18 protein-coding genes and 1 tRNA gene are annotated in these 21014 nt (G+C 71.7%); 8 read left to right on the top strand and 11 right to left on the bottom strand.

All coding sequences use genetic code 11. The features are described 5' to 3' along the window. Positions 1–20: 20 nt before the first annotated feature. The 4 genes from ABCQ75_RS06160 to ABCQ75_RS06145 all read right to left on the bottom strand — a co-directional run bounded on the left by ABCQ75_RS06160 (position 21) and on the right by ABCQ75_RS06145 (position 4589). Complete coding sequence (locus tag ABCQ75_RS06160) at positions 21–968, bottom strand: DUF6454 family protein (RefSeq protein WP_345883945.1); 948 nt, start codon at positions 966–968, stop codon at positions 21–23. Positions 969–1044: 76 nt separating this feature from the next. Next, a complete protein-coding gene (locus tag ABCQ75_RS06155; protein ID WP_345883943.1) occupies positions 1045–1986 on the bottom strand; it encodes a cytochrome b/b6 domain-containing protein in 942 nt (313 codons plus the stop codon). A gap of 45 nt (positions 1987–2031) precedes the next feature. Continuing rightward, on the bottom strand, positions 2032–3192 hold the full coding sequence (locus ABCQ75_RS06150) for a cystathionine gamma-synthase (protein WP_345883941.1): 1161 nt from the start codon (positions 3190–3192) through the stop codon (positions 2032–2034). 11 nt (positions 3193–3203) lie between these two features. Continuing rightward, positions 3204–4589 carry a cystathionine beta-synthase gene (locus ABCQ75_RS06145; protein ID WP_345883940.1) on the bottom strand — a complete coding sequence of 462 codons (1386 nt, stop codon included), beginning with the start codon at positions 4587–4589 and terminating at the stop codon, positions 3204–3206. An 87-nt stretch (positions 4590–4676) separates the two neighbouring features. On the opposite strand from ABCQ75_RS06145, the gene ABCQ75_RS06140 reads away from it, so the two are divergent. From ABCQ75_RS06140 to ABCQ75_RS06125, 4 genes are all read left to right on the top strand, one after another. Continuing rightward, positions 4677–5366, top strand: coding sequence for a hypothetical protein (locus ABCQ75_RS06140; protein WP_345883938.1), 690 nt, complete (start codon positions 4677–4679; stop codon positions 5364–5366). Further along, complete coding sequence (locus tag ABCQ75_RS06135) at positions 5363–7054, top strand: DNA polymerase Y family protein (protein ID WP_345883936.1); 1692 nt, start codon at positions 5363–5365, stop codon at positions 7052–7054. Before ABCQ75_RS06140 ends, ABCQ75_RS06135 begins: the two co-directional genes overlap by 4 nt. A gap of 33 nt (positions 7055–7087) precedes the next feature. Continuing rightward, complete coding sequence (locus ABCQ75_RS06130; protein ID WP_345883934.1) at positions 7088–10834, top strand: error-prone DNA polymerase; 3747 nt, start codon at positions 7088–7090, stop codon at positions 10832–10834. 166 nt (positions 10835–11000) lie between these two features. Next, positions 11001–11966: a DNA-3-methyladenine glycosylase family protein gene (locus ABCQ75_RS06125; RefSeq protein ID WP_427916062.1), complete on the top strand. Its 966-nt coding sequence runs from the start codon at positions 11001–11003 to the stop codon at positions 11964–11966. An 84-nt stretch (positions 11967–12050) separates the two neighbouring features. Here ABCQ75_RS06125 and ABCQ75_RS06120 read toward each other — a convergent pair whose 3' ends face one another. Continuing rightward, positions 12051–13742, bottom strand: a complete 1692-nt coding sequence (locus tag ABCQ75_RS06120) for an AMP-binding protein (protein WP_345883931.1) — start codon at positions 13740–13742, stop codon at positions 12051–12053. 91 nt (positions 13743–13833) lie between these two features. On the opposite strand from ABCQ75_RS06120, the gene ABCQ75_RS06115 reads away from it, so the two are divergent. Next, positions 13834–14112 (top strand): putative quinol monooxygenase, encoded by a 279-nt coding sequence (locus ABCQ75_RS06115; RefSeq protein WP_345883930.1) that lies wholly within the window; start codon positions 13834–13836, stop codon positions 14110–14112. A 147-nt stretch (positions 14113–14259) separates the two neighbouring features. Here the strand turns inward: ABCQ75_RS06115 and trxA are convergent, their stop codons facing one another. The 3 genes from trxA to ABCQ75_RS06100 form a co-directional block, all read right to left on the bottom strand. After that, positions 14260–14637: a thioredoxin gene (trxA, locus tag ABCQ75_RS06110; protein WP_345883928.1), complete on the bottom strand. Its 378-nt coding sequence runs from the start codon at positions 14635–14637 to the stop codon at positions 14260–14262. 386 nt (positions 14638–15023) lie between these two features. Then, positions 15024–15105: transfer RNA gene (locus tag ABCQ75_RS06105), tRNA-Tyr, on the bottom strand. A 132-nt stretch (positions 15106–15237) separates the two neighbouring features. Then, positions 15238–15486 (bottom strand): hypothetical protein, encoded by a 249-nt coding sequence (locus ABCQ75_RS06100; protein WP_345883927.1) that lies wholly within the window; start codon positions 15484–15486, stop codon positions 15238–15240. 292 nt (positions 15487–15778) lie between these two features. On the opposite strand from ABCQ75_RS06100, the gene ABCQ75_RS06095 reads away from it, so the two are divergent. Next, the gene (locus tag ABCQ75_RS06095) at positions 15779–16264 is read left to right on the top strand and encodes a YajQ family cyclic di-GMP-binding protein (protein ID WP_345883925.1); all 486 of its coding nucleotides are present in this window, start codon (positions 15779–15781) and stop codon (positions 16262–16264) included. Positions 16265–17027: 763 nt separating this feature from the next. Beyond that, entirely contained in the window at positions 17028–17936 is a 909-nt protein-coding gene (locus ABCQ75_RS06090; RefSeq protein ID WP_345883923.1) for an SDH family Clp fold serine proteinase, read from the top strand. A gap of 93 nt (positions 17937–18029) precedes the next feature. Here ABCQ75_RS06090 and ABCQ75_RS06085 read toward each other — a convergent pair whose 3' ends face one another. Next, positions 18030–18206: a hypothetical protein gene (locus ABCQ75_RS06085; RefSeq protein ID WP_345883921.1), complete on the bottom strand. Its 177-nt coding sequence runs from the start codon at positions 18204–18206 to the stop codon at positions 18030–18032. A gap of 19 nt (positions 18207–18225) precedes the next feature. Here ABCQ75_RS06085 and ABCQ75_RS06080 point away from each other — a divergent pair, with 19 nt between their 5' ends. Further along, on the top strand, positions 18226–18441 hold the full coding sequence (locus ABCQ75_RS06080) for a molybdopterin-binding domain-containing protein (protein ID WP_345883919.1): 216 nt from the start codon (positions 18226–18228) through the stop codon (positions 18439–18441). A gap of 347 nt (positions 18442–18788) precedes the next feature. Here ABCQ75_RS06080 and ABCQ75_RS06075 read toward each other — a convergent pair whose 3' ends face one another. Next, entirely contained in the window at positions 18789–20060 is a 1272-nt protein-coding gene (locus tag ABCQ75_RS06075) for an MFS transporter (RefSeq protein ID WP_345883917.1), read from the bottom strand. Positions 20061–20128: 68 nt separating this feature from the next. Next, positions 20129–21004 carry a zinc metalloprotease HtpX gene (gene htpX / locus ABCQ75_RS06070; RefSeq protein WP_345883915.1) on the bottom strand — a complete coding sequence of 292 codons (876 nt, stop codon included), beginning with the start codon at positions 21002–21004 and terminating at the stop codon, positions 20129–20131. Between the last annotated feature and the right edge of the window lie 10 nt (positions 21005–21014).

Genomic DNA, 21014 nt, shown 5'->3' with positions numbered 1-21014 from the left:
GGGCCGAGTGCCGGGTGGTGCTACGGGCGGGCTTCGAAGACGTACAGCTCGGTGCCGGCCGGCTCCTCGCCGTCGTCCGGGGCTGCGAACATGCGCAGCACGTCTCCGTCCGCCTCGAGGGCCACGGGGTTGCGCGTGATCGAGTGGCCCGCCGTGGAGAACAGCTGCGTGGGGACCTCGTGGACGATCTCGTTCGTGGACAGGTCCGTGAGGGCGATCCCGCCGAGCTCGAAGTTCGTGCCCTGGGCGGTCTTGAGCCCGGTCACGCCCGTGCAGAGCTGGTGGCCGGCGCCCGCGTACTCGCAGTCCTGGTAGTCCAGGAGGTGGCTCGGGTTCTGCTCCGTGCCGAGCAGGCGGCCCTGGCCGTTCCACGTGAAGAGCCTGCGCGAGCCCCAGCTCACGCCGTTCACGCGCTGGGCCTTGCGGTCGAACACGACGCCGCCCACGTGGTCCTTCTCGCGGAAGCGCTCGGTCACCTCGAAGGTCTCCGGGTCGATCGTGTAGACGATGGAGGCGCTGTTCGGGCGGTACTCGGCGACCGGGACCCAGACGTCCTCGCCGTCGAAGTCGATGCCGCCGGGGTGGTAGATGCTTCCCTCGCCGACAACGATGTCCTTGATGAGCTCGCCCTCGCGGGTCAGGACGAACACGTGCCCGCGGCCCTTGCCGGTGGAGCGGTCGTAGCCGTTCTCATCCGGCTGTGCGTAGCGGACGGTGGGCTCGATGATCTCGACGCTCGAGAGGAAGATCCTGTCCCCCACGAGCGACATGCCCTGTGGGTGGAACGTCTCGAAGTCCAGCTTGAGCTTCTGCACCTCGGTCCAGGCGGTGCTGCGGGTGACGCGCTCGAACGCCTGCGCCTCCGCGGTGAGGCCGTTCGGGCCGGACTGCTGGGCGACGGCGGCGGTGCCGCCGCCGAGGGTCAGTGCGGCGATGGCCGCGATGGTCAGGACACGCTTGAGTTCCATGCACCGCAGGCTAGGGGGCCTGGGTTTCCCCCGCGCGAACTGGACCCTACCGGCGGGTTAACCGGCTCTGGATCTCCTAGTTCCGGGTCACGGTGCCCATGAGCGAGGCGACCGGGCGGAGGAACAGCGGGCGGGCGAGGAACCACAGGCCCACGATGACGAGCACCGCGGCGGCGAACAGGCCGAACCCGAGCCAGTCGTCGCCGTCGTGCGCGGCGAACATGTGGTTGAGGTTCCGCAGCGCGCCCGTGGTGAGCACGAGCGTGACGTGCACGATCACGAACACGACGAAGAACGCCATGACCGGGAAGTGCACGGCGCGGGCCCACTCCATGGGGTAGGCCTTGTTGAGTCTGGGGGCCTTCGCGTTGGTGGGCCACGCGTTGGACATGCGCAGGCCCGTGACGATCGCGAGGGGTGCGGCGAGGAAGACGACCGCGAAGTAGGTCAGCTGCTGGAGGGCGTTGTAGTTCACCCAGCCGTTCTCGAGCGGCCAGTCCAGGGACGCGTACTGGATGGCCGTGGAGAGCGCGTGCGGGAACACCTCCCACGTGGTCGGCACGAGCCGGACCCAGTGGCCCGTGGCGAAGACCAGCACCACGAAGATGAGCCCGTTGAGGACCCAGAGCGCGTCAAGGCACAGGTGGAACCACAGGTTCAGGGTGATCTTCTTGGGCTGGCCCTTGGTCTTGACCAGGCCCTTGTTGTTCCGCTTCCAGAAGCCCTCCGGCCGGGTGCCGTACCTCACCTGCAGGCCCGTGCGCACGATGAGGACCAGGAAGAGCATGTTGAGGAAGTGCTGCCAGTTCAGCCATGCCGGAAGGCCCACAGGCGCGCCCTCGGGCAGCGGCGCGTGCCCCGGGTACGTGGCGATGAAGTCCGCGACCGGGCCCGTGCTGCGCAGCCACTTCGCCACGAGCACGAGCAGCGCCAGCGCCACGAGGGCGCCGGCGGCCACGGCCACCGGCTTGAACCAGGGCGCCTTGGTGAACGCGGGCGCGGATGAGGGGGTCGGCATCGCTGAGGGTCCTCCCAGAGTCGTGGAACTAGACCGAGTGACGGGCTAGAGCCGGCTGATCGCCTGATCGAGGTCCGCGATGAGATCGTCCGCGTCCTCGATCCCCACGGACAGGCGCACCAGGTTCTCCGGCACCGCCAGTTCAGTCCCCTTCACGGAGGCGTGGGTCATCTCCGAGGGGTAGTTCATGAGCGACTCGATCCCGCCGAGGGACTCCGCGAGCGTGAACAGCTCCGTGGACTCCGCGACCTTCCGGGCCGCAGCCTCGCCGCCCGTGAACTGGACCGAGATCATGCCGCCGAAGCGGCGCATCTGCTTCGCCGCGACCTCGTGGCCCGGGTGCTCGGGCAGGCCCGGGTAGAGGACCTTCTCCACGCCCGGGCGGCCCACGAGCCACTCCGCGATCCGCTGGGCGTTGTCCGAGTGGCGCTCCATGCGCACCCCGAGGGTCTTGAGGCCGCGCGTGGTGAGGAAGGCATCCATAGGCCCGGAGACCGCGCCGACGGCGAACTGGACGAACCCGACCTTGTCGGCGAGCTCGGCGTCGTCGAGCACCACCGCTCCGCCCACAACGTCGGAGTGCCCGCCGATGTACTTCGTGGTGGAGTGGACGACGACGTCCGCGCCCAGGGCGAGCGGGTTCTGCAGGTACGGGGACGCGAAGGTGTTGTCGACGACGAGGAGGGCCCCGGCGTCGTGCGCGATCTCCGCGAGCGCCGCGATGTCCGTGACCTTCATCATCGGGTTGGACGGCGTCTCGACCCACACGAGGCGGGCACCGGCGGAGACCGTGGCCCGCACCCCGTCGAGGTCCGCCATGTCCACGGGCGCGTTCTGGATGCCCCACGGGCCCAGCACGCGGGAGATGAGGCGGTAGGTGCCGCCGTAGGCGTCGTTGCCGAGCACGATCCGGTCCCCGGGCGAGCACAGGGCGCGGATGAGCCCGTCCTCGGCCGCGAGGCCGGAGCCGAACGAGAACGCGTGGCTGCCGCCCTCGAGCGCGGCGAGCTGCTCCTGGAGCGCATCGCGCGTCGGGTTGCCGCCGCGGCCGTACTCGTAGCCCTCGCGGAGGCCGCCGATCCCGTCTTGGGCGTACGTCGAGGAGAAGTGCAGCGGGGGCACGACCGCGCCTGTGCGGGGCTCGAAGGCCTGGCCCGCGTGGACGGCGCGCGTGTTGAAGCCGGTGGTGCGCTGGGACTCGGTCATGGCTGCGTCCTTCACTTGTTGAGGCTGGCGAGGAGGTCGTGGCGGGTTAGGATCCCGACGGGGGCGCCGACGAACGTGACCATGACGGCGTCCTCCTCGCTCAGGAGGGACTGGAGGGCGCCCTGGCCCTCGAGCGATCCGATGACGGGGAGGCGCTCCCCCATGTGCTCGGCGATCGTGTCGGTGAGCTTCGCCTCGCCGCGGAAGAGCTTGGCGGACAGGCTGCGCTCGTCCACCGCGCCGAGGACCTCGCCCATGACGACGGGCGGCTCGGCGGAGAGGACGGGCAGGTGGCTCACGCCGTACTCGTTCATGATGTCGATGACCTCGCGCACCGTCTCCGTGGGGTGCGTGTGGACGAGGTCGGGAATGCCGCCCTCCTTGCCCTCGAGGAGCTCGCCCACCGTCTTCTCGCCCTCGCCGGGGAGGAAGCCGTAGGAGCGCATCCACTCGTCGTTGAAGATCTTCGCGAGGTAGCCGCGGCCGGAGTCGGGGAGCATGACGACGACGACCGCGTCCTCGGGCAGGTCCTTCGCCGCGCGCAGGGCCGCGACGACGGCCATGCCGCTCGACCCGCCCACGAGGAGGCCCTCCTCGCGCGCGAGGCGGCGCGTCATCGCGAACGACTCGGCGTCCGAGACCGCCAGGACCTCGTCCGGCACGGCCTTGTCGTAGTTGTCCGGCCACATGTCCTCGCCGACGCCCTCGACGAAGTACGGCCGGCCCGTGCCGCCGGAGTAGACCGAGCCCTCGGGGTCCGCGCCGATGACCTTGACGCGGCCGCCCTCGGCCTCGGGGCGGTCCTCCGAGACCTCCTTGAGGTATCGGCCGGTGCCCGTGATGGTCCCGCCGGTGCCGGCGCCGATGACGACGTGGGTGACCTTCCCGTCCGTGTCCGCCCAGATCTCGGGGCCGGTGGTCTCGTAGTGGCTCCCGGGGGCGCCGGGGTTGGAGAACTGGTCCGGCTTGTACGCTCCGGGGATCTCCTTAACGAGACGGTCCGAGACGCCGTAGTAGGACTGCGGCGAGTCGGGGGCCACCGCGGTGGGGGTCACGACGACCTCCGCACCGTAGGCCTGGAGCACGGCGCGCTTCTCCTCGCCGACCTTGTCCGGGACCACGAAGATGCACTTGTAGCCCTTCTGCTGCCCGACGAGGGCGAGGCCCACGCCGGTGTTCCCGCTCGTGGGCTCCACGATCGTCCCGCCCGGGAGGAGCTTCCCCTCCTCTTCCGCCCGCTCGATCATCTTCAGCGCGATCCGGTCCTTGATGGACCCTCCCGGGTTGAGGTATTCGAGCTTGACGAGCACTGTGGCACGGATCCCCTCGGTGACCTTGTTCAGCTTGACGAGGGGCGTGTGGCCGATGAGCTCGACGACGGAATTGGCGTACTTCACGCGCACCACTCTAACTGCTGGCACGGACACTCCTCGGGGCCCGGCCGCCGGGTTGACTTAATCGAACACACTTTCGAATATGGAGGTATGTCCCTCCCAGCACTCGCAGCCCATCCGGCGTCCCCAGCGGCGCAGGATGCCGCGCGTGCGCACCGGGCCCCGCTCGGGGTGGTGGGCGAGCTCCAGGAGAGGATCCACGCCCTCCAGGGCACGCGCGGGCAGGGCGCCTCCTGGCCCGTGCTGCCCGCGCTGCGGCCGCTCCTCCCCCGCGGGCTGCGGGCAGGGGCCGTGTACTCCCTGGACGCGCCGCTCTCCGTGGCGATGGCGCTGCTCGCGGGGCCGTCCGCGGACGGCCAGTGGTGCGCCGTGGCGGGCCTTCCGGCCTTCGGCACCGAGGCCGCGGCCGCCCTGGGCGTGGGGCTCGAGAGGCTCGTCCTCGTCCCGGACCTCGGCGAGCACTGGTTCCCGGCCGTCGCCGCGCTCGTGGACGTCATCCCCCTCGTGCTCGCTCCCGCGCCCCCGCGGCTGGCCCCAAGCGAGGCGGCCCGGCTCGGCTCCCGGCTCCGCGAGCGCAGCGCCACGCTGCTCGTCCTCGGCCCCTGGCCGCAGTGCGAGGCGAGGCTCCAGGCGCGGGGTGCCCGGTGGGACGGGCTCGGCGCGGGCCATGGGCACCTGCGCCGCCACAGGATCGAGCTCGAGCTCCTCCAGCACGGCCGAGTCCGCACTTCCGCACTCGAACTCGGCGCGCAGGCTCCAGCGCTCGGGAGGCCAGCGTGAACGGCGCCTCGGCGGCGGCGCCCCGCACCCTCGTCGTCTGGATCCCCGACTGGCCGCTCCTCGCGGCCCAGCTGGCCGGCGAGGTGCCCGAGGGCCTCCCGGCGGCGCTCCTGGCGAAGGGCCGGATCACGGCGTGCTCCGCCGAGGCGAGGGCCGCCGGAGTGGTGCGAGGCCTCAGGCTCCGGGACGCCCAGGCCCGCTGCCCGGGCCTCGCCGCGCTGCCCGCGGACCCCGAGCGGGATGCCCGCGAGTTCGAGCCCGTGGTGGCCGCGCTCGAGGAGGCCTTCCCCGGGGTGCACGTCCTGCGCCCGGGGCTCGTGGCGGTCCGCGCCCGCGGTGCGGTGCGGTTCTACGGGAGCGAGCCGGAGGCCGGCGGTGCCGCGCTCGAGGCCGCCTCGCGGCTAGGGCTCGAGGTGCGGGCGGGCATCGCGGACTCGGTCTTCGCCGCGGAGCAGGCGGCACGGACGACGACGGAGCTCGCCCCGGTGCGCATCGTCGCCTCGGGCACAGCGCGTGCGTTCCTCGCGCCGCTGCCCGTCGCCGTGCTCGGGGACCCCCAGCTCGCGTCCCTCCTGTCCCGGCTCGGGCTGGGCACGCTCGGCGCGTTCGCGGCGCTGCCGGCCCCGGAGGTGCGCTCGCGATTCGGCGCCGGCGGGCTCGAGGCGCATGCCCGGGCCCGCGGCGAGGACCCGCGTACCGCCGCGCCCCGTGTCCCTCCCGTGGCCCACGAGCAGAGCGCGGAGTTCGAGCCCGGGCTGGCGCGCGTGGACCAGATCGCCTTCGCGGTGCGGCCCACCGCCGAGGCCTTCGTGGAGGCGCTGCGCCGCGACGGCCTCGCGTGCACCGAGCTGCGGGTCCAGATCACGGACGAGTCGGGCTCGCGCTCCGAGCGCTGTTGGGGCCACCCCCACCACTTCGGCGCGGGCGAGGTGGTGGACCGGGTGCGCTGGCAGCTCCAGGCCGGGGCGCCCTCGGCGCAGCAGAAGGAGCAGGCCAGGCAGGACGGCCGAACCCGGCAGGATGACCAGACCCCGCACGACGCCCAGCGCCCGGATGACAGCCAACACCCGGATGACAGTCAGCGCACGCCGTGGCGGCCGGCGGGCTCCCAGCTCGAGGCTCCGGTGGTGCGGGTGCGGCTCTCGCCGGAGCGCACCGACCGGATCGGGCGGCGCGGGCAGTCGCTGTTCGGCGGGATGGACGAGAGGCTCGACCACGGGCTGCGCCGGCTCCAGACGATGCTCGGCCACGGGTCCGTGGTCCAGCCGCGGCCCCGGGGCGGCCGGCTCCTGGCGGAGCGGAACCTCCTCGTCCCCTGGGGCGAGGCCGTCCCCGAAGGGACCGCGGCCCGCGCCGGGCAGCCGTGGCCGGGCAGCGTGCCCGAGCCGGCCCCGGCCACCGTGTTCACCGAGCCCGTCCCCGTCCGGCTGCTCACCGCCGAGGGGCAGGAGCTCACGGCTGACGCGCGCGGCCGGCTCGCCGGGGCGCCCGCCTGGTTCTGCCCCACGCCGGCGGCGGCCAGGCGCAGCGTGCTCCACTGGGCGGGCCCCTGGCCGCTGCGCGAACGCTGGTGGGACGCCGCGAAGGCCCGCCGCGCGGAGCGCCTCCAGATCGTCGACTCCGAGGGCGAGGCCTGGCTCCTGCTCGGCGAATCCGGCTCGTGGCGGGCCGAGGCGAGGTACGACTGATGGACTGGCACGGCTGATGGGCTGGGACGACTGATGGGCTGGAACAATCCCGCCATCCCCTGGCAGGAGCTCCACGACCTCCTCGAGGGCAAGGGGGTGAGTGCGGAGAGGCTGCAGAATCCGAAAGGCTCCCGTGGCGCCGGCGCACCCAAGACCGATGCGCCCCCCGCAGGCCTCGCCCTGCCCGGCCCACGGCCCGCCGGGCCCGTGCCGGGCAGGGCGCCGATCGAGCATGACGGCGGCGACAGCCCGGCGTGGTCCCGCAAGCGCGGGCCCTACCTCCCGGTGCCCGGGCTGCAGTCGGCGTCAGCACGGGGCGAGGACGCTGCACACGGCGAGGGAACAGCGGGAGGCGAGTCCCCGGCGTCGTGCGGCGAAGGCCCCGCACACACCCAGGCGAGCCTGGGAAGCCCGGCGGTCCCGTATGCCGAGCTGCACGTCCACTCCCACTACAGCTTCCTCGACGGCGCCTCCTCGCCGGAGGAGCTCGTGGAGGAGGCCGTGCGGCTGGGCCTGAGCGCCCTCGCGGTCACCGACCATGACGGCTTCTACGGGGCCGTGCGGCTCGCGGAGGCCGCCGAGGCGTACGGCCTGGCCACCGTCTTCGGGGCCGAGCTCTCCCTCGGGCTGTCCGGGCCGCAGAACGGGGCGCCGGATCCGGAGGGCGAGCACCTGCTCGTGCTCGCACGCGGCGAAGAGGGCTACCACCGGCTCGCCGGCGCCATCACGGCAGCCCAGCTCGCCGAGGGCGCAGAGAAGGGGCGGCCCGTGTACCGGCTCGAGGAGCTGGCCCAGCGGCTGCGCGGGCACTGCATGGTGCTCACCGGGTGCCGCAAAGGCGCCGTGCGGCGTGCCCTCGCCGCGCACGGGGAGGCCGGGGCGGAGCGGGCCATCGCCGGGCTCGTGGACCTCTTCGGCGCGGGCGGCGTGGCCGTGGAGCTGTTCGACCACGGCAGCCCCCGCGACTCCGCGGACAACGACGCGCTCGCGGCCCTCGCCGCGCGCGCCGGCCTGCCCTGCGTTGCCACGAACGCCGTCCACCACGCCCAGCCCGAGGGCCACCGGCTCGCCTCCGCCATGGCCGCCGTCCGGGCGCGGCGCAGCCTCGACGAGCTGGACGGGTGGCTACCCGCGAGCGACGGCGCCCACCTGCGCAGCGGCGCCGAGATGGCGGAGAGGTTCGGGCGGTACCCGGGGGCGGTCGAGAACACGGTGCGGATCGCGCAGTCCCTCGCGTTCCGGCTCCGCTCGGCCCGCCCGCGCCTGCCCACCCTCGACGTTCCCGCCGGGCACACCACCATGACGTGGCTGCGGGAGCTCGTGGAGCAGGGCCTGGTGGAGAGGTACGGGACGCCCGGCCCCGCATGGCACGGCCCCGTCCCGCCCGAGGAGGTGCGGGCCAGGATCGAGCAGGAGCTGGCCGTGATCGAGGCCAAGGACTTCCCCGGCTACTTCCTCATAGTCCACGGGATCGTCCAGTTCGCCCGTGGGCGCGGCATCCTGTGCCAGGGCCGGGGCTCGGCGGCGAACTCCGCCGTGTGCTACTTCCTCGGCATCACCGCCGTGGACAGCATCTACTACCGGCTGCCGTTCGAGCGGTTCCTCTCGAGCCTGCGCGAGGAGGAGCCGGACATCGACGTGGACTTCGACTCCGACCGGCGCGAGGAGGTCATCCAGCACGTCTACGCCACGTACGGGCGCGCGAACGCCGCACAGGTGGCCAACGTCATCAGCTACCGGCCCAAGAACGCCGTGCGGGACGCGGCCAAGGCCCTCGGCTACAGCCAGGGGCAGCAGGACGCGTGGTCCAAGCGGATCGAGCGGTGGGACGCGCTGAGCGCGGCGGCCGGCCAGGAGGGCACGGAGGCGGGCGACGCCGGGATCCCGGCGCACGTCGTCGAGCTCGCCGAGGCGCTGCTCGGCGCCCCGCGGCACCTCGGCATCCACTCCGGCGGCATGGTCCTCACCCAGCGCCCCGTGGGCGAGGTGGTGCCGATCGAGCACGCCCGCATGGAGGGGCGCACGGTGCTGCAGTGGGACAAGGACGACTGCGAGTGGATGGGACTGGTCAAGTTCGACCTCCTCGGGCTCGGCATGCTCGCCGCCCTCCAGTACTGCTTCGACCTCATCCGGGACCACCTCGGCGAGGAGTGGGAGATCGCCACCCTCCCCCGCGAGGAGCCGGCCGTGTACGACATGCTGTGCCGGGCCGACTCCGTGGGCGTGTTCCAGGTGGAGTCCCGGGCCCAGATGAGCACCCTGCCCCGGCTGCAGCCCCGGAGGTACTACGACCTCGTCGTGGAGATCGCCCTCATCCGGCCCGGCCCCATCCAGGGCGGCGCCGTGCACCCCTACATCCGCCGGCGCGCGGGCGAGGAGCCGGTCACCTACCCGCACCCGCTGCTCGAGCCGGTCCTCGAGCGCACCCTGGGCGTGCCGCTGTTCCAGGAGCAGCTCATGCAGATGGCCATGGCGGTGGGCGGCTGCACGGCAGAGGACGCGGACCTCCTGCGGCGGGCCATGGGGTCCAAGCGCGGGGTCGAGCGGATCGGGAGCCTCAGGGAGAAGCTCTTCGAGGGCATGGCCGCCAACGGGCTCTCGCCCGAGGAGTCCCGGGCCATCTACGCCCAGATCGCCGCGTTCGCGGACTTCGGGTTCGCCGAGTCCCACTCGCTGAGCTTCGCCGTGCTCGTGTACGCGAGCTCGTGGCTCAAGCTCCACTACCCGGCGGCGTTCCTCGCCGCGCTCCTGAGAGCCCAGCCCATGGGGTTCTACTCGCCCCAGTCCCTCGTCGCGGACGCGCGCCGGCACGGCGTCACGGTGCGGCGGCCGTGCATCCTGCGCTCGCGGGCCGAGCCGACCCTCGAGCCGCTGGACGGGGACGCCGCCGGGCAGGCGTCGCCGGGCGGGACGCCAGTTCCTCCGGGGAACGGGCCCGATCCGCAGAGATCCGGCCCGCGGGCCACGGGCATGGACTCGTGCCTCGAGAGCCGGCACCTGGCCGAGGGAGAGGAGCCCGAGCGGTTCGACCCGGACGCACCGGACGAGAGCGACGCGCACCGCCGCGACGCCGGCCATGCGGTGCGGCTCGGACTCGCTGCCGTCGCGGGGATCGGTGCTGAAGCGGCCGAGCGGGTCGTGGCCGAGCGGGAGGCGAACGGCCCCTACACGACCCTGTCCGGGCTGGCCCGGCGCACCGGGCTCACAGCAGCCCAGCTCGAGGCCCTCGCCACGGCCGGCGCGTTCGAGTCGCTCGGCCTGTCCCGGCGCGAGGCGCTGTGGCAGGCAGGGGCCGCCGCGCTCGAGCGGCCCGGCCAGCTCCCCGGGACCCAGCCATGGGTGCAGCCTCCGCTACTGCCCGAGCTCGGGGCCGAGGAGGCGCTCGCCGGGGAACTCTGGGCCACCGGCGTGGCCACCGAGGACCACCCCCTGCGCCACGCCCGCAGGGTCCTCGAGGCACGCGGCGTGCTCGCGATCGACTGCCTCGGGGCTCCCGAGTCCGGGACCCGGGTGGAGGCGGCCGGGCTCGTGACCCACCGGCAGCGGCCCTCGACCGCCCAGGGCGTCACGTTCCTGAGCCTCGAGGATGAGACCGGCCTGCTCAACGTGGTGTGCAGCGTGGGAGTGTGGGCGCGGTACCGGCGGGTGGCCCAGTCCGCGAACGCCATGGTGGTGCGGGGCATCCTCGAGCGCACCAAGGAGGGGGTGGTGAACCTGGTCGCGGACCGGCTCGAGGTCCTTCCCCTCAGGGCGAAGACCGCGAGCCGGGACTTCCGGTGAGGAGGGGCCAGATGCCAGCGGCCGGCCTCCATCTGCCAGGGCCGCTCACAGGAGTGTCGGCGGACCGTGGCACCATGGACCGGTGACACTCGCCGCCCCCTCGCCCTCCCCCACGGCACCCGCCGCCGGGATCGCGGGCACACAGGCCGCGGCGGCGCAGGCTGCGATGGCACCGGCTGCGGCAGGACGGACAGTGCCCGACGCCGAGGGCGAGTGGCCGGCCCCTGCGCACTACTCCCTGGCCCGCACGTGGTTCCCGCTCCAGCGCGGCGACGGGGACCCCTGCTTCGCCCAGCACCCCGGCGGGATGTGGGCCGCGTTCGGCACGCCCGACGGCGCGGCGTCGCTCCTCGTCACCCACGAGCCGGCCCGCGCGGTGCTGCGCGCGCGGTCGTGGGGCGAGGGCGCTGCGTCGGCCGTCGCCTCCGCGCCCGCGATGCTGGGCCTCGACGACGACTGGTCCGCGTTCGACGACGAGGCGTTCCTCGGAACCCTCCCCCGCCTCGTGCGCGAGACGCGCCGGCGCAACCCCGCGCTGCGGCTTCCGGCGACCGGCCGCGTGGTCGAGGCGCTCGTGCCGTCCATCCTCGAGCAGAAGGTCACCGTCCTCGAGGCGCGCCGCGCCTACCGGTACCTCGTGCGCCGCCACGGCACCCCCGCGCCGGGCGCGGGCCGGGTTGCGCCAGCCGGTCTCATGGTCGCCCCGGACGCCGCGGCATGGCTGCGCGTGCCCTCGTGGGAGTGGCACCGTGCCGGCGTGGGACCACAGCGCTCGGCGACGGTCATGCGCGCGCTGCGGTCGGCATCGGGCCTCGAGCGCCTCGCCGCCCACACCGCCCCCGAGGCCGCTGCCGCGCTCCAGTGCATCCCCGGGATCGGGGTGTGGACCGCCGCCGAGGTCACGCAGCGCACCCACGCGGACCCGGACTCGATCTCGGTGGGCGACTACCACCTCGCCAAGTTCGTGGGGTACGCCCTCACCGGCGAGCGCACCGACGACGCCGGGATGCTGCGGCTGCTCGAACCCTGGCGCGGGCACCGGCAGCGCGTGGTCCGCCTCCTGGGCCTCTCGGGCGTGCGGGCTCCGCGCTACGGCGCGAAGATGACTGTCCAGGACCACCGCGGCCACTGAGCCGGACCACTGGGCCGGATCACTGGGCCAAGCCGACATTGCCCCGGGGCCAGCCGCGGCAGTCCGGCGACCCCGGGTCCGCCCTCAGAGCCCCAGCCGCTCCACGGCCTCCTGCCGCATCTCGACCTTGCGGACCTTGCCGGAGACCGTCATGGGGAACGACTCGCGGATGTCCACGTACTTGGGGACCTTGTAGTGCGCGAGCCTGCCGCGGCAGTACTCGGCCACGCCGGCAGCGTCCAGCGGCTCGGCGCCGGGGGCGAGGATGATGCACGCCATGAGCTCCTCGCCGTACTTCGCATCCGGCACCCCGATCACCTGGACGTCCTGCACGGACGGGTGCCGGTACAGGAACTCCTCGATCTCGCGCGGGTAGATGTTCTCCCCGCCCCGGATCACCATGTCCTTGATCCGCCCCTCGATCACCACGTACCCGTCCTCGTCCATGCGCGCGAGGTCGCCGGTGTGCATCCAGCCCTCGGCGTCGATGGCCTCGGCCGTCTTCTCCGGCTGGTCCCAGTAGCCGGCCATGACCGCGTAGCCGCGCGTGCACAGCTCGCCGATCCGCCCGCGCTCCACGGTCTCCCCGGTCGCGGGGTCCGCGATCTTGGACTCGAGGTGGGGCATGGTGCGCCCCACGGTCCCGGTGCGCTGCTCGAGGGAGTCGCCGGCGCGGGTCATGGTGGACACGGGCGAGGTCTCGGTCATGCCGTAGCAGATCGCGACATCCCGCATGTGCATGTCAGCAATGACGCGGCGCATCACCTCTATGGGGCACAGCGATCCGGCCATGACGCCCGTGCGCAGGGTGGAGAGGCGATAGTCGGCGAAGTCCGGCAGCGCGAGCTCGGCGATGAACATGGTGGGCACGCCGTAGAGGGACGTCCCGCCGAAGTCCTCCACGGCCTGGAGGGTGGCGGCCGGGCTGAACCCGCGCCCCGGCAGGATCGTGGCACACCCGTGCGAGAACGCGGCCAGGTTCCCGATCACCATGCCGAAGCAGTGGTAGAAGGGCACCGGGATCACCACGCGGTCCTCCTCGGTGTAGCCGAGCAGCTCCCCGATGGAGAAGCCGTTGTTGAGGATGTTGCGGTGCGTGAGGGTCGCGCCCTTGGGGAAGCCCGTGGTCCCGGAGGTGTACTGGATGTTGACGGGGTCGTCCGGCGCGAGCGTCGCCGCGCGCTCGGCGACGGCCGACGCCGGGACCTCGCCCGCGCGCGCGATGAGGCCGTCCCATGTGGTCTCCTCGGGCGAGGACGGCGCGCCCGCCTCGAAGGAGGCGCCCTCGGCCGGCGCGTGCGGGGCCGGGAGGAAGACGAGCTCGCGCAGGTCGGGGCATTCGGCGAGCGCGGCGCGCGCCATGCCCACGTAGTCGCTCGTCCGGTCGCTGGGCGCCACGACGAGCATCCGCATGCCGTTCTGCTTCACGACGAACTGCAGCTCGTGGCTGCGGTAGGCGGGGTTGACGTTGACGAGGACCGCGCCGATGGCCGCGGTCGCGTATTGGAGGATCGTCCACTCAGCACAGTTGGGGCTCCAGATGCCCACCCTCTCGCCGGGGACGACTCCCGCGGCGAGGAGCCCACGGGCGGCGGCGTCGACGTCGTGCGCGAGCTGGGCGTACGTCCAGCGGCGCGCCGCCCCGGCCCCGCCGGACCCTGCCGCCTCGATGAGCGCGTCCCGCTCTGCGAACCGCGCGGCGGCGCGCGCGAAGTTCTCCCCGATGGTCTCGTTCAGCAGGGGGAGGTCCGTCTCCCCTGCGGTGCTGGACAGCATGCTCGCTCCTGACGATCGACGTTGACCGCTGCGGTCCCGGGATCTCCGGGCCGCCACGGCAGCACGCTACCAACTGGCTAAGCTGATGCCCATGAGCGAACCCGTGCGCCTGACGGCCACCTTCATCCCCAACGACGGCGAGTACTTCCGCGTGAAGCTGGCCCTGGACATCGCGGTCGAGGAGGTCCAGCGCGAGCCCGGCTGCCTCCAGTACGAGATCACCGAGGAGTCCGAGGAGCGGATCGTGCTGTCCGAGCTGTGGGCCTCCGAGGAGGATCTGGACCGGCACTCGAAGGGCATCGCCGTGCAGGACCTCAACGAGTCCCTCAGCGCCCTGCTCGCCGAGCCGGTGAAGGTCGAGCGCGTCTAGGGTCACCGCTGCCCCGCGCACGCTGCCCGGACGCACGCCGGCCGGACGCACGACGGCGCCGCTCCCCACTGCGGGGAGCGGCGCCGTCACGCGTCACGGCCGTCCGGAACGCTCAGGCCCGGCCGGGCCTCACCTCTGCGGGCAGGCTCAGTTCTGCGGGCCCTTGGCCTGCGCCTCGGCGACCTTCTGGTGGACATCCTCCATGTCCAGGTCCTTCACCGCGGTGATGACCTGCTCGAGGGCTGCCGGCGGGAGGGCGCCGGGCTGGGAGAAGACGAGGACCTTCTCGCGGAACGCCATGAGCGTGGGGATCGAGGTGATGTTGGCCTGGGCGGCGAGGAGCTGCTCGGCCTCGGTGTCCACCTTTGCGAAGACCACGTCCGGGTGCTTCTCGGAGGCGGCCTCGTACGTGGGGGCGAACTGGCGGCAGGGGCCGCACCAGGACGCCCAGAAGTCGACGAGGACGATGTCGTTGTTCTCGATGGTCTCGGCGAAATCTGCGCCGGTGATGTTCTTGGTTGTCATGCCGCGCTCCTCACTGTCTGTGCGGTCCAACCCTCTCAACGATACCCATGGGGGTTTTATTCCGGGGTCCGATCCCCCCTCTCTTTCCCAAGCGGGGCCGACCCAAACAGGCCCGTGGCCCACACAGACGGCCGCAGGGACCGCCTCACCCCGCGAGCGCGGCCCGTTCGCGCAGCGCCGCGGCGGCCAGGTTGCGGTCACGGGACCTACACGGCAGGCCCGCGGCTGCACAGCAGGCCCTGAGCCACACAACAGGCCCGCGCGCGCAGCGGTCATGCCGCTCAGGGCCCTGCCGTGCGGGGCAGGACCTGCCGTGCGGCCCGGCCCACCCCCCGGGACAGACAAGAACACCCCCGGTCTCAGACCGAGGGTGTTCTCTCGTTTTGTGGCAGATGAGGGATTCGAACCCCCGTAGGCAATGCCAGCTGATTTACAGTCAGCCCCCTTTGGCCGCTCGGGTAATCTGCCAGAGCGAAGCCCCGCCGGCGCGGATCCTCAGATCCCCGTCCTGCGGTGCGAGCAGAGACAACCTTACAGAACATTCGCGCACCAGTCGAATCGGCTGCCCGGCCGCTCCAACCCGCGAGATGACGGGGCGGTTCAGGCCTCGGAGCCGCCCTCCTCGAGGATGGCCCGCGCGATCTGCGCCTCGAGGAACGCCGCCTGCTCGTCCGTGATCTGGTTCAGGGCGACCGCCCGCTGGAGGTCGGCCTGCACGCCCCCAAGGCGGACGGTCGGCGCCGGCGTCGGCGACATGGCGACTCCGGTCGCGAGGGTCGCGGCCGCGACCATCCCGCCGACCTTGCCGCCTGCAGCCGCCACCGCTCTGCCGATCTGCCCCTGAGCCACGTCGCCCTCCCGTTCCGTTCCTGGTCTCGTGATCCGGCCGCACCGACATTGCCTGTGCCGCCCATTGCGGGCCCGTCCCTCGGACCGGCCCGGCAGAGATGATCCCCCGGTTCCGGCCCAGCCAAACCCACTGGTTCAACGGTCTCGCAGCGCGATGGGCTCCCGCTGGGCTTCGGCTGAGAGTGAACTGTGCCCTCCGGGCCCCGGCGCGCCGGTCCCCGGCGCGTGCCAGCGGCTAGTCTGGTGGGCAGCATTGGCAAGAACTTCCAAGAACACTGACCCGGAGGCACGCATGGCAGATTCGACGTTCGACGTTGTCAGCAAGGTGGACAAGCAGGAGGTCGCGAACGCCCTCAACCAGGCGCAGAAGGAGATCGCGCAGCGCTACGACTTCAAGGGCGTCGGCGCCGAGATCGACTTCAGCGGCGAGAAGGTCCTCATGAAGGCCAACTCGGAGGAGCGGGTCAAGGCCGTCCTGGACGTCTTCGAGTCCAAGCTCATCAAGCGCGGCATCTCGCTCAAGTCCCTCAACGCCGGGGAGCCGTTCGCCTCGGGCAAGGAGTACCGCATCGAGGCCTCCATCCAGGAGGGCATCTCGCAGGAGCACGCCAAGAAGATCTCCAAGCTCATCCGGGACGAGGCGCCCAAGAGCGTCAAGGCCCAGATCCAGGGCGACGAGCTGCGCGTCTCCTCGAAGTCCCGCGACGACCTCCAGTCCACGATCGCCCTGCTCAAGGGCTACGAGGACGTGGACCTGCAGTTCGTCAACTTCCGCTGACATGACCGATTCTGCCGCGTGATTGCTGGGGTCACTCCCCCGCAGTCCGCGCAGAGTCCGCAGGATCGCCGAGGACCGCAGCCATCAACCCGGATGCTGCGGTCCTCGTCTTGTCTTCGGCGGACGGCCACGGGTGCGAGTAGACGTTGAGGGTGATGCTCGGAGTGGAATGCCCCAGGGAGCGCTGGACCGTGACAACGTCGCAGCCGGCTGCGATGAGGCCGAGGCGTAGAAGTGCCTGAGGTCGTGCAGCGTGAACTCCTCGAGCCCCGCCGCCTCGCGCACGTTCCGCCACTGGTTGCCGGCCGCCCGAGGACCCGTCCAGCATCCCGGCGCAGCTCGGTACCGGGTCGGCGCTGCATCGCGATTCCCCGGCGGCGTGGGCGGAGCAGCGACGGGCCTTCATGCGCGAGGTCGGCCGAGTTGGGTTGCTCTAGGCTGGCACGAGTCCCGTTGCCTGGATCATCGAGACGAACGACGGCAGGAGCAGGCAGTGGAAGTGATTCGGACCGCTGGAGATCGGCGTGGCTTTCCCGGCCAGCATCTCCAATGAGGGGATCTGGCTGCTAGCATGACGCGACGACGGAAGCAGAAATCAGGGGGCAGGGATGCAGCAGGATACGCAGGAGTCCATCCAGGAGTTGTTCGACAGGCTTCAGCTAACGGCGCACGCGGACCGTGCGATGTTCCAGTGGGCCCAGCCGGAGCCGAAGCAGGTCTTTGAGGTCGTCATCTCGACGACGTCGAATCCATTCGCTGAGTAATGCCTAGCTGGACCAGCATCCGCACCGAGACTTCGGCTGCGGGGAGCACGCATGACGTCATTCGTCGCCAGTACATCAAGCGGCTGGCCGACTACACGGGCCGGAATGTCATCGTCTACTACTCGGGGTGGCTTGAGAAGGCCACGCTGCAAGCTCAGGGTCTGCAGGGGTTCGAGGTTAACGACAGCGACAAGAACGGGTTCATGGCGACCATCCACGAGATGGACCGGGACAAGGGCCTTGACCTCCTCTTGCACACTCCAGGTGGCAACGTCGCGGCGACAGAATCCCTTGTGGACTACCTCAAGGCGATGTTCCAGAACGTGCGAGTGATCGTGCCGCAGCTCGCAATGTCGGCGGGCACCATGATCGCACTCTCGGCGTCGTCGATTGTCATGGGCAAACATTCCAGCCTCGGCCCGATCGACCCGCAGATCGGTGGAGTCGCTGCTCACGGAATCGTCGAGGAGTTCCAGAGGGCTCATCGGGAGGTCCGAGAAGACCCTGGGACCATTCCGATCTGGCAACCGATCATCGCCAAGTACAGCCCCACCCTGATCGGCGAATGCGAGAAGGCAATCAGCTGGGCGAACGAAATGGTCAAGAGGTGGCTGATGGAGGGGATGTTCTCAGGTGAAGACGATCCCGGACAGGCTGCGGACCGCGTGATCAGTGAGCTTGCTAGCCATGCCCTCACCCTGTCCCACGACCGTCACATATCCCTCGCCAATGCCCAGCGGCTGGGGCTGAACGTGGAGGAGCTGGAAGGCGATCCGGAGCTTCAGGACTGCGTGCTGAGCGTGCATCACAGTTGCATCCAGACTCTCGCCGAGACGCCGGCATTCAAGATCATCGAGAATCAGAACGGTATCGCGTCCATCATGGCCGTGAACCTCAGGCCGGCGTAGACCTCGGATCGCGCTCGGGCATACGCTGGGCCTCGCCGGTCCGGGGGAGCATCAGGCACTCCGGGAGGCGCGAGCCGTAGGGGGGCACATGCACTACACCGATTCCGAGCGCCAGCAGTACTCGAGGAGCTGCCCAGAGTGCGGATCGCCGATCCAGGTCCGGTGGGTCCGCGATGACAGGCTGACCTCTCCGACGAAGCACTGGACGCCGACGCGGCCCACATGCACGAACGACCAGTGCAGGTACTCCGCGCCGCTCCTATCGGGCATCCCGGGGCTGGAGCTCTAGATGCCGCGCGGGTTCAAGGTCGTTCCGAAGCGGAACATGGCGGAAGGCGGCATCCATCTGGACCTGCTCGAGGGCGACACCGTGGACACCGTCGCCGAACGCCTGATGGCCGAGCTCCGACGTCTCGGAATCAGGCCCGACCGAACCGCGGGCCGCGATCGGGCCAAGGCGATCCTCGAGGCGAATCAGGCCGCACGGGAGGACAGTTCGAGCTGAGCCCCCTCAGAAGCCCCCCACGACGTCGGGGCGCCCGTCTTTCTTCTTCCCAGCCCCCGGCGGGGCGCAGCGAAGCCCCCCACGACGAGCTCAAGGATAGGGCCCGACCACCCGGCCGGGAGTCAGAAAGGGCGGGGAAGCCTGGAGGCGGATACGCCCACTACCCCGTATCGAGCCCAGTCCGCACAGAGTCCGCAAGAGGTCCGGCTAAGGCCCATTCAGGCCATCGGCGGCCAACGCCGGCAACCCCGGAATCATGCGGTTGTCAATGATTCCCAGCAATGCCCAGCCCCGAGCGAGAAGAACGTCAACTTCCGCTGACACGAGCCCGGGCGCTCCTCGCCCCGCTACGGCACGGGACGCCGGGCGTCGTAGCGGGCGAAGCCGGGCTGCGCGGCATGGAGGACGCCGACGAGCGCGATGCAGAGCGTGCCGCCGAGAACGATCGCCCAGCCCTCGCCCAGCCACCCCGCTGCGGTGCCGGCGAAGACGTCCCCGATCCTGGGTCCGCCGCCCACCACCACGGTGAAGACGCCCTGGAGCCGACCCCGCATCGCGTCCGGTGTCGCGGCCTGGAGGATGGTCGACCGCAGGGCCGCGCTCACGGCGTCGGCCGCACCGGCAGCCACCATGCACGCGAACGCGGGGACCACCCACCACGTCGCCGCCCCGGGCGAGCCGCGGCCGGCGGCGAGGACCACGAGGCCGAACGCGAGGATGCACGCACCCCACGCCACGACCGAGGCCTCCACGCCGCGGCCCTGCCAGCGGATGCGTGCCACCGGCCCGGAGAAGAGGCCGCCGAGGAACGTGCCCACCGCGATCCCGGCGAGGAGCGCGCCCGCGGTCGCGGCGCCGCCGCCCAGCGCGAGGGCGGCCACGGCGGGCAGCACCGCCCGCGGCATGGCGAACACCATCGCGGCGAGGTCCACGAGGAAGGTCATGCGGATGTTCGGCCGCGTCGAGAGGAACGTGAAGCCCTCGGCGACGGAGCGCAGGCCTACGCGGCGCACCTGGCCTTCGGGCGGGATGGGCGGGAGCCGGAAGAGCGCCCACATGGCCACGGTGAAGGTGACGACGTCGATCGTGTACGTCCATCCGTAGCCCACCGTCGCGACGAGCGCGCCCGCGAGCAGCGGGCCGGCCGCGCCGCCGAGCCCGAACGTGATCATGTTCAGCGCGTTCGCGGCGGTGAGCAGCTCGGGGCGGATGATGCGCGGGATGATGCTGCTGCGCGCTGGCATGTTGATGCCCGTGCCGAGGGCCTGGAGTGCCACGAGGACATAGATGAGCAGTACGCTGTCCAGCCGCAGCCACGCCTGGAGGGCGATGAGGGCGCTCGTGCCCCACAGCAGCGCGGAGGAGGCGATGGCGACCGTCCGCCGGTCGTGCGCGTCCGCGATCGCGCCGCCGTACAGGCCCGCGGCCACGAACGGGACGAGCGCGACGAAGCCCAGCAGGCCGACGTGGAAGCTGGACTGGGTGAGGTCGTAGACCTGGAGGCTCACGGCGGTGACCGTGAGCTGGGAGCCGAGGATGCTCAGGAGCTGGCCGGTCCACAGGCGCCGGAAGTCCCGGCTCTCCGTGAGCGGTGTGGTGTCGGCCAGGAATCGTCGCACCCGCTCAGCCTAGTGTCGCGCGGACACGGCCGGGCTCCGGGCGGCGCCGAGCAGGGAACGGGGCCGGCTCAGCCCAGCTGCCGGCCCGCCATCCGCTCGAGCCGGACGATCCTGTCCGCCATGGGCGGGTGGGTCGCGAAGAGCCTCACGAGCCCCGCCCCGCGGCGGAACGGGTTGGCGATCATGAGGTGGGACGTGTTGACGAGCTTCTGCTCCGCGGGGAGCGGAGCGCGGCCCACGCCGGCCTCGATCTTGCGAAGGGCGGAGGCGAGCGCGAGCGGATCGCCCGTGAGCTGGGATCCGTCCTCGTCCGCGTCGTACTCCCGGGTGCGGGAGATGGCCAGCTGGATGAGGGACGCGGCGAAGGGCGCGAGCAGGCTCAGGGCGAGCAGCGCGATCGGGTTGGCGCCCCGGTCGCGGCCGCCCCCGCCGAAGAACATGGCGAACTGTGCCACGGACGTGATGACGCCGGCCACGGCCGCCGCGATCGAGGACGTGAGGATGTCCCGGTTGTAGACGTGCATGAGCTCGTGCCCGAGCACACCGCGCAGCTCCCGGGGTTCCAGGAGCTGGAGGATTCCCTCGGTGCAGCACACGGCGGCGTTCTGGGGGTTGCGGCCCGTGGCGAACGCGTTGGGCGAGGCGGTGGGCGAGACGTAGATGCGCGGCATGGGCTGGTCGGCGCGCTGCGAGAGCTCGCGGACGATCTGGTACAGCCCCGGCGCCTCCGCCTCGGCCACGGGGTACGCCTGCATGGAGCGGAGCGCGATCTTGTCGCTGTTCCAGTAGCTGTAGAACGTCATGGCCACGCCAAGGCCGGCGAAGATCCAGATGGGCGTGCCGCTGCGCGACCACGCCCCGACCAGGCCGCCGATCCCGAGCAGCACGGCCCACAGCACCCCGAACAGCGCCGCGGTCTTGAGTCCGTTGTGATGTCTGTGCACGTGCTTCCTC

The sequence above is a fragment of the Sinomonas halotolerans genome, from assembly GCF_039615075.1.
GTDB lineage: Bacteria > Actinomycetota > Actinomycetes > Actinomycetales > Micrococcaceae > Sinomonas > Sinomonas halotolerans.
Note: the sequence above shows the minus strand (reverse complement) of the source record. Positions and strands in the feature narration are given on the sequence as shown.

Excerpts from the sequence above, each read along its gene's own strand:
- ABCQ75_RS06160 (WP_345883945.1), bottom strand. The coding sequence starts at position 968 with ATGGAACTCAAGCGTGTCCTGACCATCGCGGCCATCGCCGCACTGACC.
- ABCQ75_RS06155 (WP_345883943.1), bottom strand. The coding sequence starts at position 1,986 with ATGCCGACCCCCTCATCCGCGCCCGCGTTCACCAAGGCGCCCTGGTTC.
- ABCQ75_RS06150 (WP_345883941.1), bottom strand. The coding sequence starts at position 3,192 with ATGACCGAGTCCCAGCGCACCACCGGCTTCAACACGCGCGCCGTCCAC.
- ABCQ75_RS06140 (WP_345883938.1), top strand. The coding sequence starts at position 4,677 with ATGTCCCTCCCAGCACTCGCAGCCCATCCGGCGTCCCCAGCGGCGCAG.
- ABCQ75_RS06130 (WP_345883934.1), top strand. The coding sequence starts at position 7,088 with ATGGGCTGGAACAATCCCGCCATCCCCTGGCAGGAGCTCCACGACCTC.
- ABCQ75_RS06125 (WP_427916062.1), top strand. The coding sequence starts at position 11,001 with ATGGCACCGGCTGCGGCAGGACGGACAGTGCCCGACGCCGAGGGCGAG.
- ABCQ75_RS06120 (WP_345883931.1), bottom strand. The coding sequence starts at position 13,742 with ATGCTGTCCAGCACCGCAGGGGAGACGGACCTCCCCCTGCTGAACGAG.
- ABCQ75_RS06115 (WP_345883930.1), top strand. The coding sequence starts at position 13,834 with ATGAGCGAACCCGTGCGCCTGACGGCCACCTTCATCCCCAACGACGGC.
- trxA (WP_345883928.1), bottom strand. The coding sequence starts at position 14,637 with ATGACAACCAAGAACATCACCGGCGCAGATTTCGCCGAGACCATCGAG.
- ABCQ75_RS06095 (WP_345883925.1), top strand. The coding sequence starts at position 15,779 with ATGGCAGATTCGACGTTCGACGTTGTCAGCAAGGTGGACAAGCAGGAG.
- ABCQ75_RS06090 (WP_345883923.1), top strand. The coding sequence starts at position 17,028 with ATGCCTAGCTGGACCAGCATCCGCACCGAGACTTCGGCTGCGGGGAGC.
- ABCQ75_RS06085 (WP_345883921.1), bottom strand. The coding sequence starts at position 18,206 with ATGCCCGATAGGAGCGGCGCGGAGTACCTGCACTGGTCGTTCGTGCAT.
- ABCQ75_RS06080 (WP_345883919.1), top strand. The coding sequence starts at position 18,226 with ATGCCGCGCGGGTTCAAGGTCGTTCCGAAGCGGAACATGGCGGAAGGC.